General features: G+C 50.3%; 14 protein-coding genes and 2 other annotated features (1 of these 16 running past the window's edge). Of the genes, 13 read left to right on the top strand and 1 reads right to left on the bottom strand.

All coding sequences use genetic code 11. The annotated features are described in order from the left end of the window. Positions 1 to 201 (top strand) — a binding site (T-box leader) (it extends 33 nt beyond the left edge of the window). A gap of 49 nt (positions 202 to 250) precedes the next feature. From FFM82_RS01075 to FFM82_RS01025, 11 genes are all read left to right on the top strand, one after another. Continuing rightward, the gene (locus tag FFM82_RS01075) at positions 251 to 2,917 is read left to right on the top strand and encodes a valine--tRNA ligase (protein ID WP_137644018.1); all 2,667 of its coding nucleotides are present in this window, start codon (positions 251 to 253) and stop codon (positions 2,915 to 2,917) included. A gap of 185 nt (positions 2,918 to 3,102) precedes the next feature. Beyond that, positions 3,103 to 4,425: a bifunctional folylpolyglutamate synthase/dihydrofolate synthase gene (locus FFM82_RS01070; RefSeq protein ID WP_137644017.1), complete on the top strand. Its 1,323-nt coding sequence runs from the start codon at positions 3,103 to 3,105 to the stop codon at positions 4,423 to 4,425. 50 nt (positions 4,426 to 4,475) lie between these two features. Next, complete coding sequence (locus FFM82_RS01065; RefSeq protein WP_137644016.1) at positions 4,476 to 5,114, top strand: JAB domain-containing protein; 639 nt, start codon at positions 4,476 to 4,478, stop codon at positions 5,112 to 5,114. A gap of 217 nt (positions 5,115 to 5,331) precedes the next feature. After that, entirely contained in the window at positions 5,332 to 6,336 is a 1,005-nt protein-coding gene (locus FFM82_RS01060; RefSeq protein WP_137644015.1) for a rod shape-determining protein, read from the top strand. A 70-nt stretch (positions 6,337 to 6,406) separates the two neighbouring features. Beyond that, entirely contained in the window at positions 6,407 to 7,252 is an 846-nt protein-coding gene (gene mreC, locus FFM82_RS01055; RefSeq protein ID WP_137644014.1) for a rod shape-determining protein MreC, read from the top strand. Between the two features lie 12 nt (positions 7,253 to 7,264). Beyond that, complete coding sequence (mreD, locus tag FFM82_RS01050) at positions 7,265 to 7,783, top strand: rod shape-determining protein MreD (protein ID WP_137644013.1); 519 nt, start codon at positions 7,265 to 7,267, stop codon at positions 7,781 to 7,783. Positions 7,784 to 7,804: 21 nt separating this feature from the next. Further along, positions 7,805 to 8,473, top strand: a complete 669-nt coding sequence (locus tag FFM82_RS01045) for a septum site-determining protein MinC (protein ID WP_137644012.1) — start codon at positions 7,805 to 7,807, stop codon at positions 8,471 to 8,473. Next, a complete protein-coding gene (gene minD, locus FFM82_RS01040; protein ID WP_137644011.1) occupies positions 8,473 to 9,279 on the top strand; it encodes a septum site-determining protein MinD in 807 nt (268 codons plus the stop codon). Before FFM82_RS01045 ends, minD begins: the two co-directional genes overlap by 1 nt. A 47-nt stretch (positions 9,280 to 9,326) precedes the next feature. Then, positions 9,327 to 9,558 (top strand) — a binding site (T-box leader). Positions 9,559 to 9,713: 155 nt separating this feature from the next. After that, positions 9,714 to 10,355 carry an amino acid ABC transporter permease gene (locus FFM82_RS01035; protein WP_137644010.1) on the top strand — a complete coding sequence of 214 codons (642 nt, stop codon included), beginning with the start codon at positions 9,714 to 9,716 and terminating at the stop codon, positions 10,353 to 10,355. A 12-nt stretch (positions 10,356 to 10,367) separates the two neighbouring features. After that, positions 10,368 to 11,009: an amino acid ABC transporter ATP-binding protein gene (locus FFM82_RS01030; protein ID WP_137644009.1), complete on the top strand. Its 642-nt coding sequence runs from the start codon at positions 10,368 to 10,370 to the stop codon at positions 11,007 to 11,009. Between the two features lie 18 nt (positions 11,010 to 11,027). Beyond that, entirely contained in the window at positions 11,028 to 11,867 is an 840-nt protein-coding gene (locus tag FFM82_RS01025) for an amino acid ABC transporter substrate-binding protein (protein ID WP_137644080.1), read from the top strand. A 61-nt stretch (positions 11,868 to 11,928) separates the two neighbouring features. Here the strand turns inward: FFM82_RS01025 and FFM82_RS01020 are convergent, their stop codons facing one another. Then, positions 11,929 to 13,305 carry an aspartate kinase gene (locus FFM82_RS01020; protein WP_137644008.1) on the bottom strand — a complete coding sequence of 459 codons (1,377 nt, stop codon included), beginning with the start codon at positions 13,303 to 13,305 and terminating at the stop codon, positions 11,929 to 11,931. A 202-nt stretch (positions 13,306 to 13,507) separates the two neighbouring features. On the opposite strand from FFM82_RS01020, the gene yfmF reads away from it, so the two are divergent. Continuing rightward, entirely contained in the window at positions 13,508 to 14,776 is a 1,269-nt protein-coding gene (gene yfmF / locus FFM82_RS01015; protein ID WP_225425570.1) for an EF-P 5-aminopentanol modification-associated protein YfmF, read from the top strand. Beyond that, on the top strand, positions 14,767 to 16,086 hold the full coding sequence (gene yfmH, locus FFM82_RS01010; protein ID WP_137644006.1) for an EF-P 5-aminopentanol modification-associated protein YfmH: 1,320 nt from the start codon (positions 14,767 to 14,769) through the stop codon (positions 16,084 to 16,086). Before yfmF ends, yfmH begins: the two co-directional genes overlap by 10 nt. The last annotated feature ends 14 nt before the right edge of the window (positions 16,087 to 16,100 follow it).

The raw sequence follows: 16,100 nt of genomic DNA, 5'->3' as shown, positions 1-16,100 counted from the left end.
CGCGTCCACAGGAAGAAAACGGGACTGGAAAGTTTTCGGCGCACTTGAAGCGAAGGTAGCTTGCGAGCTGTCACCTTGAACGACAGTAGGGGTGACCGGACGGGATACACCGTTCGTTAACAATGATGTTTAAGTTGTAAAGCGGTACTTCGGTACTAGCTTTAAAATTAGGTGGTACCGCGAAGTCCATTCGTCCTAACTCTTAGGACGAGTGGACTTTTTTGTATCGCCACCGAAAGGACGTGTCCATATGTCAGAACCAACCACTGATATGCCAACTAAGTTTGACCCGACCGCCGTTGAAAAGGGTCGTTATCAAACCTGGTTAGACCAAGATTTATTTAAGCCTTCGGGCGATAAGCAAGCTAAGCCGTATTCAATCGTGTTACCGCCACCGAACGTTACCGGGAAATTACACCTCGGTCACGCGTGGGACACGACCTTGCAAGATATTATCATTCGTCAAAAACGGATGCAGGGCTTTGATACGCTCTGGTTACCCGGGATGGACCACGCCGGGATCGCTACTCAGGCGAAAGTTGAAGCCAAGCTACGCGAACAGGGCATCAGTCGCTACGATTTGGGCCGCGAAAAGTTCATCCAACAAGTTTGGGACTGGAAGGACGAATACGCGTCGATCATTAAGCAACAGTGGGCAAAGTTGGGCTTGTCACTCGACTACTCACGCGAACGGTTCACGATGGATAAAGGATTATCCGACGCCGTTAAGAAGGTGTTCGTCACCCTTTACAAGAAGGGCTTGATTTACCGTGGCGAATACATCATCAACTGGGATCCACAGGCGCGGACCGCGTTATCCGATATCGAAGTGATTCATAAGGATGACCAGGGGGCCTTCTACCACGTTAAGTACCCGTTCGCCGATAAGAACTTCACGTTTAACGGTCAGCACTACATTGAAATCGCAACGACCCGGCCGGAAACTATGATGGGTGACACCGCGGTTGCCGTTAATCCAAGCGACGACCGTTACAAGGAATTAGTCGGCCAAAAGGTGATTTTACCGCTGGCTAACCGTGAGATTCCGATCATTGCCGACGCCTACGTTGACCCTGAATTCGGGACCGGGATGGTTAAGATTACGCCGGCCCACGACCCGAACGACTTTAAGGTTGGGAACCGCCACGACTTGGAACGCATCAACACGATGAACGAAGACGCGACGATGAACGCCCGCGCGGGTAAGTACGAAGGCTTAGACCGGTTCGCTGCTCGTAAAGCGATGGTCAAGGACTTGCAGGATCAGGACTTGATGATCAAGATTGACCCAATCGTCCACAGTGTTGGTCATTCGGAACGGACCGGGGTTCAAGTTGAAGCCCGCTTGTCAACGCAGTGGTTCGTCAAGATGAAGCCACTCGCCGAACAAGCTTTGAAGAATCAACAAACTGACGGCAAGGTTGACTTCGTCCCAGAACGGTTTGAAGAAACCTTCAACCAGTGGATGGAAAACGTCCACGACTGGGTCATTTCGCGGCAACTCTGGTGGGGCCATCAGATCCCAGCCTGGTATAACAAGAAGACCGGCGAAACTTACGTTGACGTTGAACCACCGAAGGACATTGAAAATTGGGAACAGGATCCGGACGTTTTGGATACCTGGTTCTCAAGCGCCCTGTGGCCATTTTCAACGATGGGTTGGCCGGACGAAGACGCCGCCGACTTTAAGCGCTACTTCCCAACCGACACGTTGGTCACCGGTTACGACATCATCTTCTTCTGGGTATCACGGATGATGTTCCAAAGCCTTGAATTTACCGGTAAACGGCCGTTTAAGCACGTCCTACTACACGGGTTGATCCGTGACGAACAGGGCCGCAAGATGAGTAAGTCCCTAGGCAACGGGATTGACCCGATGGACGTTATTCAAAAATACGGGGCCGACGCGTTGCGGTGGTTCTTATCGAACGGCTCAACTGCCGGCCAAGACGTCCGTTTCAGTTACACGAAGATGGACGCGGCCTGGAACTTTATTAATAAGATTTGGAACGCTAGTCGCTACGTTATCATGAACTTAGGTGAAATGACGCAACCAAGCTTACCTGCCAAGTCGGAATGGACGCTCGCTGACAAGTGGATTTTGAGCCGCTTGAACGCAACGGTTAAGCAGGTCACTACCACCTTTGATAAGTTTGACTTCGGTGAAGCTGGTCGGGCCCTGTATAACTTTATCTGGAACGACTTCTGTGACTGGTACATTGAAATGAGTAAGGAAATCTTGACGGGCGACGACGCTCACGCTAAGCAGAACACGCAAAACGTGTTGGCGTACGTTCTTGATCAAACCTTACGCTTATTGCACCCAATCATGCCGTTCGTAACCGAAAAGATTTGGTTATCAATGCCACACGTTGGAAAATCGCTGGTCGTTGCCGACTACCCAGTCGACCACCCAGAATTTGACGATGCCGCCGCTGAAAGCGACATGGCGTCACTGATCGAATTGATCACTGCCGTTCGGAGTATTCGGGCGGAAGCCAACGCTAAGATGTCGTCAGCGGTCGACTTACTGATCAAGACCGACAGCCAGCGGTTGCAAACGGTCTTTAAGACCAACGAAGATTACATTCAACGGTTCGCCCACCCGAAGACCTTGTCGATTGGCGCGGACGTGACCGCACCGAAGTTATCGATGACCCAGGTGATCAGCGACGCGGAAGTTTACATTCCGTTAGCCGAATTAGTTGATTTGAACGACGAAGTTAAGAAGTTGGAAAAGGAACGGGCGAAGTTCGAAAGCGAAGTCGCGCGTGCTACCAAGAAGCTAGGTAACGAACGCTTCGTTGCCAACGCACCGGAAGCGGTCGTTAACAGCGAAAAGGAAAAGTTAGCGGATAACGAATCGAAGCTGGCCGCAACGAAACAACGGTTAGCTGATATTCAAGCACAAGCTTAGTCACAAGGGCGCGTCGTTGGTGAGCGTTAACGGTGTCAGGTCAATCAGCCTTAGCTTGGATGGTTGGCCCGACGGCATTGCGCGGTGCTAGCTGACTTTTAGCGCACCTTTTGACGATTATTGGATGGAAACTTAAAAGAAGCCGTGACGTTGGTCACAGCTTCTTTTTGCAAAGGGAGGAATTGATGGTGAGCACGGCGTACGAAGCGGCCCTGGCGTTTATCCACGGCCGCACCAAGTTTAAGAAGATTCCAACGTTAACCCGGATGCGGCGGTTTTTAGCCGAACTGGGCGATCCGCAGCTACAAGTTCACGGTATTCACGTGGCGGGGACGAACGGCAAGGGTTCGACGGTGGCGGATCTGCGGGAGCTGTTGATGGCGGATGGGCTGACGGTCGGCACCTTTACCTCGCCGTTTATTGTGCGGTTCAATGAACGCATCAGCGTGGACGGCCAACCAATTAGTGACGACGAGCTCGTTGAGTTAGTGGCAGTGGTTCGGCCGGTAGTGGCCAAGCTCGACAAGCTGTTACCGGAAGGCGGGCCAACTGAATTTGAGATTATTACGGCGATGATGTTTTACTACTTTGCCTACGCCGACATTGACGTGGCGGTGATTGAAGTCGGACTCGGTGGCTTGTTTGACTCGACCAACGTTTGGACACCGCAAGTCAGTGTCATAACGACAATCGGCTACGACCACATGCAGTTATTGGGAAATACCCTGACCGCCATCGCGACCCAAAAGGCCGGTATTATTAAGCCCGGGGTGCCGGTCGTGGTTGGTGACTTACCGGATGAAGCCCAAGCGGTCATGGTAAAAACGGCGGCTGACCAGCACGCCGAATTGCGGACCCTGGGACGGGACTTCGCGACGCGGTTATTAGCGCCCCAAGGTTGGCAGGAACGCTTTAATTACGACGACGAGCGCCACCATTTTAAGGATTTGACGACGCCGTTGCTGGGCGACTACCAAGTGGCTAACGCGGCGGTCGCGCTAGCAGCCTACTTGGATTGGCACCAGCAGACCCAGGTCCCGGTCCAAAACCGGGACGTTAAGCAGGCCCTAGCCAACGTTCAGTGGCCGGGACGTTTCGAACGGCTGAACGCGGAACCGTTGATTATGATTGACGGTGCCCACAACGAACCGGCGGTGACCGAGTTAGCTAAGACCATCCAGGAACGCTTTAATCAACAAACGGTGTTCATCATCTTTGCGGTCTTGGCGGATAAGCAACACGGTCAAATGATCAAAACGTTAGCTCAACTTCCCAACGTGCGGTTATTATTAACCCAGTTCACGGGTCCTAACACCAAGCGGCCGGCGACTGACCCCCAGCAACTCGAAACCGAACTACCGCGGGGCCGGCAAGCGGAACAATTTGGGTCTTGGCAGGAAGCGTTACTCCAAGCGACGAATGAAATGTCGAGTGAGGACGTACTGTTATTGACCGGCTCACTGTACTTCATCTCCGAGGTGCGGGCGTACTTTAAAGCGGAAAAATAAAATGGCGCGCCACCCCGTTTACGCAATTATTAGCTGAAGGGGTGGTTAAAATGACGTGTTTATCCGAACAAAACTTGCCGATGACCCGGATTCATGAATTGACTGAACAATACTTTGCGACCTTTCTGGCAAAAGACGCGGTCCAAGCGGCGGCCCAGGCGTTTGAACGGGCCTTTCCGCCCGGTGAGGCGCACCGCTGGTTAGATCAAAGCGCCAAGGATCCGCTTTGGAACGGGTTGCTGATTGCCCTGCGGTGCGGCCAGTTACTACCGCACCGTTCCCGAATCGTGCTGGGGCAAATCTATGGTAGTGAACAGATTGGGACCGGGTTGGCCAACGACTTTGCCACGTTTGAGCAGGAACGGTTATTATTGCTGTGCTTAGACACCAAGAACCAGATCATTCGCCGGCGAGTCGTTTTCCAGGGGACCCTCAATAGTTGCCCGGCCCACCCGCGCGAGATCTTACAGGACGCACTCAGTACGGCAACCGCCCGAATCGTGATTGCCCATAACCATCCGAGCGGCGACGTGACGCCTAGCAAGAAGGACGTGGCCTTCACCAAGCGCCTGCAAATGGCCGGTGAAATCGTGGGGATTCCTTTGTTAGATAGTTTTGTTATCGGTGCAAACGATTACTTTAGCTTTGCGGAGCAGGGCTTAATAAATTGTAATACGGATTCTGAGTAGAATGTGGTAAAATAACGGGGTTAGGACGGATGTTCATCTGTCCGAACCGCGTTTTTTGTTAAATTTTATCTAAGTTGAATAGTGGGACTGTATTTTTTAACAAATTACGGTATGCTAGGGGTCAAGCAGATTTTTTATGCTGGGCGATTATGCTATAATACTTACTATTATGACTAAATAAAAAAATAAATTTGTATTTAATGAAGGGATGAATGTAGTGTTCGGATTTGGGACAAAGAATATCGGGATCGATCTCGGTACGGCCAACACGATAGTTTACGTTGATGGCAAGGGCATCGTATTACGAGAACCATCCGTGGTTGCGAAGAACACGAAGACTGGTGAAATCGTATCGGTTGGTTCAGACGCTCGCGATATGATTGGACGTACACCAGCAAGCATTGTGGCAATCCGCCCAATGAAAGACGGGGTCATCGCCGACTACGATACCACCGTTGCGATGATGAAGTATTTTATTCAGAAGACATTAGGCCGGTCAAACGGCAAGCCGTACGTGATGGTTTGCGTACCTAGTGGTGTGACCGAAGTTGAAAAGCGGGCCGTCATTGATGCAACCCGGGTAGCCGGTGCGCGTGACGCCTACGTCATTGAAGAACCATTTGCAGCGGCCATCGGTGCCGGGTTGCCCGTTATGGATCCAACCGGGAGCATGGTCGTTGACATTGGTGGTGGGACCACCGACGTTGCGACGATTTCACTGGGTGGGATCGTCTCGAGCCGTTCAATTCGGATGGCCGGTGACAAAATCGACGATTCGATTATTTACCACGTTCGCCAGAAGTTTAACTTGCTGATTGGGGAACGAACCGCGGAACAATTGAAGATCGACGTTGGTTCAGCTTCAGTGGAAGCGGCAAAAGACATTGAAAGTTCAACGATTCGCGGACGCGACTTACTTTCAGGGTTACCGAAGACGGTTGAAATCTCAGCCGTGGACGTGGCCGAAGCCATTCAAGAAATTGTGGCCGAAGTCATTTCAGCGATTAAGGAAACCTTGGAAGAAACTTCCCCAGAAATCGCTGCCGACGTTATCGATCACGGGATCGTGTTGACCGGTGGCGGGGCGCTTTTGAAGAACCTTTCCGAAGTGATTGCGGACGAAACGAAAGTTCCCGTGTTCATCGCCAACGAACCGCTCGATTGCGTTGCGGTCGGAACCGGTGAATCACTTAAAAGCATCGATGTTATGAAAAAGCGATAACAGGTGAGCGGGAAGATGACTTCCCGCTTATTTATTGTTGAAACTTTGAATTTTCGACCGGGGGTCCATTATGCAAAAGTTTTTTTCTAACCGAAAACTGGTTATTACGATCGTGGTTTTAATCATCAGTTTTGGTTTGGTCAGTGTCTCGGTAGCGATTCGGGATCGTAAGTCAACGCCACCACTCATCCAGCAATTTGGAAATGACGTGGCGGGGGCGGTGGACCGGGTCGTGGCTTGGCCGACGAACGGCTTACAAAGTGCCACCAATTCGGTTTCAGATCTACTGAATACTTACCAAGAGAATAAGAAGTTAAAGAAACAAGTTGATCAGTTAGCCCAAGCGAAGGTCAACGCCCAAACGATGAGTGCGGAAAATAAGCAGCTGCGTAAGGAATTAAAATTAAACGATTCCTTGTCGGACTATACGAGCGTGACGGCTAACGTCTTGACCCGGACCCCGTCTTCCTGGATGAATCAAATCGTGATTTCGAAGGGGGCGACGGCCGGCATCAAGAAGAATATGCCGGTGATGTCGCAGTCCGGCTTGATTGGCCGCATCGTGGAAGTTAACCAAACGAACGCAAAGGTTGAATTGATCTCCAGTACGAGTTCAACGGCCAACCGCTTTGCCATTCAAATTACGAACAAGGCGGGTAAGACGGTCAACGGTATCATTTCTGGCTACGATAAGGGCAGTAATCAGTTAGAAATGGGGTCGGTGACTTCAAACGTTAAGGTTAAGAAGGGTGACAAGGTCGTGACGTCTGGTTTGGGCGGCACGATTCCGAAGGGCCTTTACGTGGGGACGGTCGCCGCCATTAAGACCGACGATTACGGTCTGGCTTCCGAAGTTGAAATTACACCCGCGGCGGACCTAAGCGATTTGACGGTCGTGACGGTTGCCGAACAGTAAGGGGGCGCAACGGTGCGATACTCACGTTTAAAAATCATTTTTCCAATCGGGTTATTCGTGGCCCTGTTTCTTGACGGCTCGTTGTCGAACGTTTTTGCGGGGCGGCTGTTCACCTACCCATATACCAGCGTGTTACACTTGGTTCTACTATGGTTAGTCTTCGCCGTCTTCTTGGATGACCGTGACGACTTGGCGACTGGAATTTGGGCGGCGTTTGTCGGTTTAGTCTTTGACTGGTACTACACTGGAATTATCGGGGTTTACCTGATCAGTTTACCGTTGATCGTCTACCTTTGCCGGCAAGTTAAGCCGTGGTTGGATTTGAACTTTTTGACCCTCCTGATGGTGTATATTATTAATTTGACAATCGTTGAAGCCTTCGCTTATACCTGGTATTCATTATGTGACGTGGTCAACAGTGGGTTAGCGGATTTCGCCGTTTACACGCTGGGACCAACGATTGCGTTGAACTTGGCAATCTTCGTTATTTTATACTACCCGGTCCGGCGATTATACTTCAGCGTCAATTAGTTGGCAGAAAGGAATTCTAACATGCAGCAAAGTGTGGTATTAAAAGCAAGCAACGACGGTTACGAACTGGTCTTTCGACAGGCGGCTAGTTTCGAGACCATTATGGTTGATTTAAAAACTTTGCTGGACCGACTCCAAGCGGATAATACGACTGATAAGCGCATTTCCTTTGATATGGATACGCAGAGTCGCCTGTTGACGGCGGAACAGACGCAACGGGTGACCCAGTTGGTCCAGCGCTATCCGCTGTTCAGCATTCATAAGCTGGCTGCGGACGTCATTTTGGCCGCGGACGCGGTGGCGATGATCGAACGCAGTACGGTCCACTTAGTTAATCAAATTATCCGGAACGGCCAGGTCGTTTCCATTACGGGTGACGTGCTCTTTTTCGGCAAAATTCACGAGGGCGGCGTTTTGCGCGCAACCGGTAGTATTTTTGTGATGGGCGAAGTTGCTGGTATTTTGGAAGCTGGCTATCCGGATCATAATGACGCTGTTATTGTCAGTGCTTTAGCCACGGTCCCGCGGGTGCGGGTCGGTGAATTGTTAGAACTTGTGGATCCCGACAAAACGGTGGCTGGGACTAACGTGGTGTATATTAATGATATTCAGGCGTTAGACTTCCAGCCCTTGAATCAGTTAAAACGGGTACGACCGAAGTTATTTACTCGGAATGGAGGACATATTTGATGGGAAAAGCAATTGTCATCACTTCTGGCAAGGGTGGTGTTGGTAAAACAACCACCACGGCCAATTTAGGAACGGCGTTGGCCCTAATGGGGAAAAAGGTTTGTTTAGTCGATTTAGATATCGGTTTACGTAACTTAGACGTCATCTTGGGCTTGGATAACCGTATCCTGTACGATATTGTGGACGTGACGCGTGGGCGGGCGCAATTACGGCAAGCACTAGTCAAGGACAAGCGCTTTGACGACTTATTGTTCCTGTTACCGGCAGCGCAAAATGCCGACAAAGATTCACTGCAACCGGACCAAGTCCGGGCGTTAGTGGAAGAATTAAAGCCCGACTTTGACTACGTCTTGTTAGACTGCCCCGCGGGGATCGAACAGGGCTTCATGAACGCGATTGCGGGGGCCGATGCCGCCATTATCGTATCAACGCCGGAAATTTCGGCGATTCGCGATGCTGACCGCGTGGTGGGACTACTTGAACAGTACCCGCTGGCCGAAGCACCTAAGTTAGTGATCAACCGGATTCGCCGGCGGATGATGCAGGACGGTGAAACCATGGACATCGATGAAATTACCCACCACTTGTCAATTGACTTGTTGGGGATCGTCTTCGATGACGATGCCGTCATTCGGACTTCGAACAACGGTGAACCAATCGTGTTGGACCCGAAGAACGCGGCGTCACAAGGCTACCGCAACATTGCCCGGCGGTTGTTGGGTGAAACGGTACCGTTAATGAACTTAGAAGTTCAGAAACCCGGCGTTTGGGCCCGAATCACCGGAATTTTTCATCACAAAAAGTAAAAAGGGCTTGACGGTGACGAAGAATTCGATTATTATGAGAACAACATTAAAAAACAAGGAACAGAAGAGTAGTTAACGTTAAGCTGTCCAGCGAGTCGTCGGTGGTGGAAAGACGATCCTTAGCGTTAGTGAACCACATCTGCGAGTTGAACGGCTGAAAGTGAGTAAGCCGTTTCGGTTGGCCTCGTTAGCGGCGGAGTTTAGTGATAAACTCGTTGAGTTCAATGGTGTGAGCCATTGATGAACATGAGGTGGTACCGCGATGAAATCGTCCTCTTAGGCTGTAGGCCTAAGGACGATTTTTTTTATCACTAAACTCCCTGAGGCAGTAACTGTGAAGTTGCTGCGAAGTGAGGTGGCACCGCGCGTAGACGTCCTCTTGAGATTTTTCTCAAGGGGACTTTTTTGTTGCTCAAAACTAGGAGGGAACGCACATGCACTATATTTTAGAAATTTTGCCATCATTAGTTTCCGGCGCCGGAATGACGCTGAAGATTTTTATTTGGACGTTGATCGGGTCGCTACCGTTGGGGTTAGTCGTGGGGTTAGGTCTAATTTCCAACATTAAACCGTTACAGTGGTTACTCCACTTTTACGTTTGGTTGATGCGGGGCACGCCGTTACTACTACAATTAATTTTCGTGTTCTACGGCTTACCGTTAATCGGTATCGTCTTCCCCCGTTACTACGCCGCGTTGTTCGCCTTTATTTTGAACTACGCCGCTTACTTTGCCGAAATCTTCCGTGGCGGGTTACAATCAATTGACAACGGGCAGTACGAAAGCGCGCGGGTGTTACGGTTGAGCTACGGGCAAACGATTCGTAAAATCGTGATTCCGCAAGTGATCAAAATCGTGTTGCCGTCAGTCGGGAACGAAGTTATCAACTTAGTTAAGGATTCATCGTTAGTTTACGTCATCGGCTTAGGGGACCTGTTACGAGCTGGTAACGTGGCCACGGCCCGTGACGTCACGTTGATTCCGTTAGTGTTGGTCGGCGTCATCTACTTACTGTTGACCGCCGTGACGACGTTCATTCTCGGCCGGATCGAGAAACACTATAGTTATTGGAAATAGGGAGGTCACACTATGTTAGAACTTAAAAATATTACCAAACGCTTTGGCGACAAAACGATTATCAATAATTTAAATTTAACCGTTAAGGACGGGGAAATCCTAAGCATCGTGGGGCCTTCCGGTGCCGGAAAAACGACGTTACTACGCTGCATCACCGGTTTGGAAAAGGTCAACGGCGGCCAGTTCTTCATTGACGGTCAGCCCTTTGAACCGTACACTAACCGCACGAATGAAAGTGTTATCGGGGTGGTCTTCCAAGGTTTCGAACTTTTCCCGAACTTAACGGTGATGGAAAACATTACCTTAGCGCCAACGCTGGTGCTGAAAAAGTCCGCGGCGGAAGCCAAGCAGGACGCCACCACGCTACTGACCCGCTTAGCCTTAGCGGATCACGCTGACCAGTACCCGTACGAGTTATCCGGTGGTCAAAAGCAACGGGTCGCCATCGCCCGCGCCTTGGCAATGAAGCCGAACATCTTGTGCTATGACGAACCGACGTCGGCACTTGACCCGAACCTCCGTCAAGAAGTTGAAAAGCTGATTTTGGGCTTGAAGGCGGACGGCATGACGCAAATTGTCGTGACCCACGATTTGACGTTTGCGGAAAATATTGCGGACGAAATGTTCCACGTTGAACCGAATAAGAGCAAGTAGGGGGTGCGGCGATTGAAAATTAGAAAACGACTCATTTCATTAGGACTCATCTTCGTGATGCTGATGGGCCTGACGACCACCCTGAGTGGCTGTGGTCAAAACGTCACCCAGAAAGCCGATACCCAGGATACTTGGTCGAAAATTAAGAAACGCGGGACGGTCGTCGTTGGCTTAGACGATAGTTTCGTACCCATGGGATTCCGCGAAAAATCCGGTAAATTGGTCGGCTACGATATTGACCTGGCGCGCGCCGTTTTCAAACTTTACGGCATTAAGATCAGTTTTCAAACGATCGACTGGTCGATGAACGCGACCGAATTGCGTAACGGAACGATCGACTTGATTTGGAATGGCTACACTAAGAACCCGCAACGGGCGAAAGTCGTGGCCTTCAGCAAGCCGTATTTAAAAAATCAACAAATTTTAGTTTCGTTAAAGAAGAATAAAATCAATTCATTTGACGACATGACCGGTAAAACGCTGGGGGCCCAATCCGGATCATCGGGGTACCAGTCACTGATCGATAACCCCAAGATTTTGAAAAATAAAATTGCCAAGAAGACGCCGGTCCAATACGATACTTTTACCAACGCCTTCCTCGACTTAAATGCCGGTCGGATTCAGGGGCTACTCATCGACAGTGTTTACGCCAACTACTACATTAAGCACGAAAGTAACTCGTCGGACTATACCGAAACGGTCGGTAACTTCCCGTCCGAAGATTTCGCGGTCGGGATGCGTAAGGGTGATAAGACCATGAAGCGGAAAATCGATAAGGGCATCCAAACGTTAAAGGCTAACGGGACCCTCGATAAGATTAACAAGAAGTGGTTTGGTGATCAAAAGGTCATTAACTAATAATTTGACCGATAAAAAATGGCTGTCAGAAGATGTTATTCTGACAGCCATTTTTGACGATTTAGTTTTCAGCCATTAACTTTGCGGTTTGAAAAAATTCGTTATACAGGGCGATGACGGCCTGGTCCGCATCGCGGTCGTGAATCCCAAACATGATGGAGATTTCACTGGCACCTTGGTTGACCATGATCAACTTAATGTTGTGGTCAGCTAACGCGGTTGCGGCCCGTGACATGATGCCGACGCGGTTGCGCATGTTTTCACCGACTAACATTAAAATCGAGTAGTCGTGGTTAAAGTGAATTTCATCCGGGTGGATGGCCGCGGAGATTTCATCGATCAGTGTTTGTTCCAGGTCGGGATTGAGCTGGTGTTCGTCAAAGATGATCGTTAAGTCGTCGATCCCGGACGGCATGTGTTCGTAACTGATGTGATGATTTTCTAAAATCGTTAAAATCTTACGGCCTAAACCGACCTCTTTATTTAGTAAGTATTTACGCAGGTACAGGGAGCAAAAGCTAGAAGAACTGGCAATCCCGGTGACCGGGTAGTCCGGATTAGGTTGGCGGGTCGACTTGATTAACGTCCCGGGAGCCTCAGGGTGGTTGGTGTTCTTAACGTTCACCGTGATGTTCCCTTGAATTGCCGGAATTAGGGCCTCGTCATGGAAGACCGAAAAGCCGGCGTAGGAAAGTTCTCGCATTTCCCGGAAGGTCATTTCGGTGATGGCCGCCGGTTGTGGCACCAACGACGGGTTGACCGCGTAAATGGCGTCAACGTCGGTAAAGTTTTCGTAGCGTTCGGCGTGAACCCCGCGGGCAACAATGGCCCCAGTGATGTCCGAACCACCACGCGAAAAAGTGCAAATTTGACCGTTACGGTTATAAGCGAAGAATCCAGGAATCACGAGAATCTGATCGCTGTCGGCCCACTTAGCGAGCCGGTCGTAACTACTGTCAATAATTTGGGCGTCATCGGGAACGTCGGTGACGACCATCCCGGCATCGTGCGGGTCAAGGTAGCGGGCGTTTAAGCCGGATTGTTGGAAAACGGCGGCCACTAACTGGGCGTTCAGGCGTTCGCCGTGGGCTTTAAACGCGGCCATTAAGTAGCTGTTATCCGCATATTCCTGCTTCGGTAAGTCGCGAATGGTAGCGAAAATCGGTTCGAGCTGCGCTGCGGGCACGTTAAAGCCGTGGCCGATTTCAGCGTAGCGGTCGCAAATCGCCGTGCTGATCGCGGTCGTATCCTGATGATGAATCGTTTGACGAGCGTACTGGATCAGCAAATCGGTGACCTTAGTATCGCCATCGAAGCGTTTCCCTGGTGCGGACACGATGACGTACTTACGCTGGTCATCGGCCTCGACGATTGCCAAGACTTTTTGCAACTGGCTACTACTGGCTAAGGAACTGCCACCAAATTTAATTACTTTCACATTAATTCGCTCCTCAATTTTATCAATAATGAAAAGAATAGCAGACAAACGCCGAGTTTGCAATGACTACCACTCCTCATAGGAATTTAATTTTTGACTTAAAGCACCAATTTATTATTAAAATTTTAAATTGCTAAGACGGAAAGTTGCGCCAAACTAGGCTTTCGCTTATTATTTATTACATATGCAAGGAGGAAACAGGTTGCAAACTCAGTTAGCAAATGGGGTTCAATTAACGACGGTTCCGAGTCGTCAATTTAAAACCAATCAAATTATCGTCAATTTTCGGGCACCACTACGGCGCGAAGACGTGACGAAACGGGCATTACTGTCCAATTTATTAGAAACAAGTTCCGAAGCGTACCCGGATCAACGCGCGCTGGCCAATGCGCTGGCCAAAATGTACGGGGCGGCCTTTGGGGCTGGCGTTAGTCGCAAGGGACCGACGCATAACTTACGGCTCGCGTTAACGGTGGCCAACGAACGCTTTTTAGCCAGTGACCAGCCGTTGACCCAGCAAGCCATTCAATTTTTACAATCAATTATTTTTAAGCCGTTAGGGTGTGACCACCAGTTCGACCAAGCAACTTTTGACCGCCAAGTGCTCAACTTGAAAGCCGCGATTCAGTCGGTGGCCGATGATAAGCAGTATTACGCGGCCCAACAGCTGAACGTGGCCCTGTTCCAGGGCGATCCGGCCCAACAAATTCCTAGTTTTGGGACGGCTGCTGATTTAGACGACCTCAACGCCCGCGATTTATGGACGTATTACCAGTCCGTGTTGGCTGATGATCAGATTGACATCATCGTGGTCGGCGACGTGGATGAACAGGCCGTGGCGGATCAGTGGCGGGCAGTCGGCTTCAGTGACCGATTGACGCCGCGCCCACGCCCGTTTTACCATCACCATAATAATCAGCACTTTGTTGAACAGACCGAATACCAGACGCTGAGTCAGGCCAAGTTGAACTTAGGCTATGATTTACCGGTCTTTTACCGCGGGGAGCACTACTACGCCGCGCTCGTTTTTAACGAATTGTTCGGCGGTTCACCATTATCGAAGCTCTTCATGAATGTCCGCGAAAAGGCAAGCCTGGCTTACTACGCCAGCAGCGCGCTGGACACGTTTAGGGGGGTCCTTAAGGTATCGGCCGGGATCGATAGTGCCAACTACGATCAGGTGGTTAAAATTATCGGTGAGCAGTTAACCGCCATTCAACGTGGTGACTTTAGTGACGACCTCGTTGCCCAATTAAAGTTGGGGCTGATCAACGATTTCGAGTCCAGTTTAGATAGTCAACGGACGTTTGCCATTCAAGCTTTAATCGATGATTTGACGCAGCAGCCGGTCAGCGATGACGAGTGGTTAGCAAACGTGCAGGCGGTCACCCGTGAGCAGATCATGGCGGTGGCTAAGCTGGTGACCCTGAACAACGGATTCTTTTTGAGTGGGGCGCAAACATGCAAATAAAAAAATACGATCAATTTAACGAAACCCTTTACCAGGCCAAGCTGGCGAACGGTCTGACCGTTTCGTTGTTGCCAAAGGCCGGGTTTCATAAAACTTACGCGACCTTTACGACCAATTACGGGTCGATTGACAACACCTTTGTTCCGGCTGGCGGTGACGAATTACACCGCTACCCGGACGGAATCGCCCACTTTTTGGAACATAAAATGTTTGAAAAAGCGGATCACGATGCGTTTCAAACTTTTGGCGAGTACGGGGCTAGTGCCAACGCCTTTACGAGCTTTACGAAGACGAGTTACTTGTTCTCAGCGACTCGGCGCTTGAAGGATAACCTGACGACGTTATTGGACTTTGTCCAGGACCCGTATTTCACACCGGAAACGGTCGATAAGGAAAAGGGAATCATCGGTCAGGAAATCGAAATGTATAACGATGATCCGAGCTGGCGACTCTATTTTGGAATGATCGGTAACCTTTACCCGAACCACCCGTTACAATACGACATTGCCGGCACGACCGATTCGATTGCTAAAATTACGGCCGACGACCTTTACGCAGCGTACCGGACGTTCTATCACCCGGAAAACATGACGCTATTTGTCGTTGGTAAGCTTGATCCGGACGAAGTTTTAGCCTGGATCACCGAAAACCAGGCGGCAAAGACCTTCGCAGATTTTCAACCGATTGAGCGCAAAATCCCAGCGACGGTCGAAGACGGCCACGATATTATGCCGTACCGCTCAATTGAAATGCCGGTCAGCCGTGCTAAGTCGATTGTCGGCGTAAAGGGGTTAACGCCAATCAAGGCCGGTACGGAAGCCTTGAAGTACCGGGCGACCGTGAACGTCTTGCTGGAAATGCTTTTTGGCGACACCTCGGCGAACTACTTACGGCTTTACGACCAGGGCGTTATCGATGATACGTTCGGCTACGACTTTGAATTACAGTCCGGCTTTAACTTTCTGACCTTTAGTGGGGAGAGCGATGATCCGGCACAGTTTGACGCGGCCATTATTGACGTGTTGGAAAACTGGCACGCGAGCCTTGACGGTCAAGACGCCCTCTTAGAGTTAGTGAAGAAGGAAATGATCGGTCGGGTCGTCTTTATGTCTAATTCACTTGAAGGCATTGCGAACCGCTACGACCAACGCTTATTTGGTTCGGTCACTTTATTTGACGAACCGGGTATTATTCAGCAGTTGACCTTGGCAGACGTTGCCGCCGTTGCCGACCAGCTTTTGCAGTCCCAGGCGATCAGTGAGTACCAGATTCGACCACAACACGAAGAGTTAAAGAAAGCTGAAAGTTAGTTGCACGGCACCCG

The sequence above is a fragment of the Lactiplantibacillus plajomi genome (genome assembly GCF_005405405.1).
Taxonomy (GTDB): domain Bacteria; phylum Bacillota; class Bacilli; order Lactobacillales; family Lactobacillaceae; genus Lactiplantibacillus; species Lactiplantibacillus plajomi.
The sequence above is the reverse complement of the archived record's forward strand: the minus strand, read 5'-3'. Positions and strand labels throughout refer to the sequence as shown.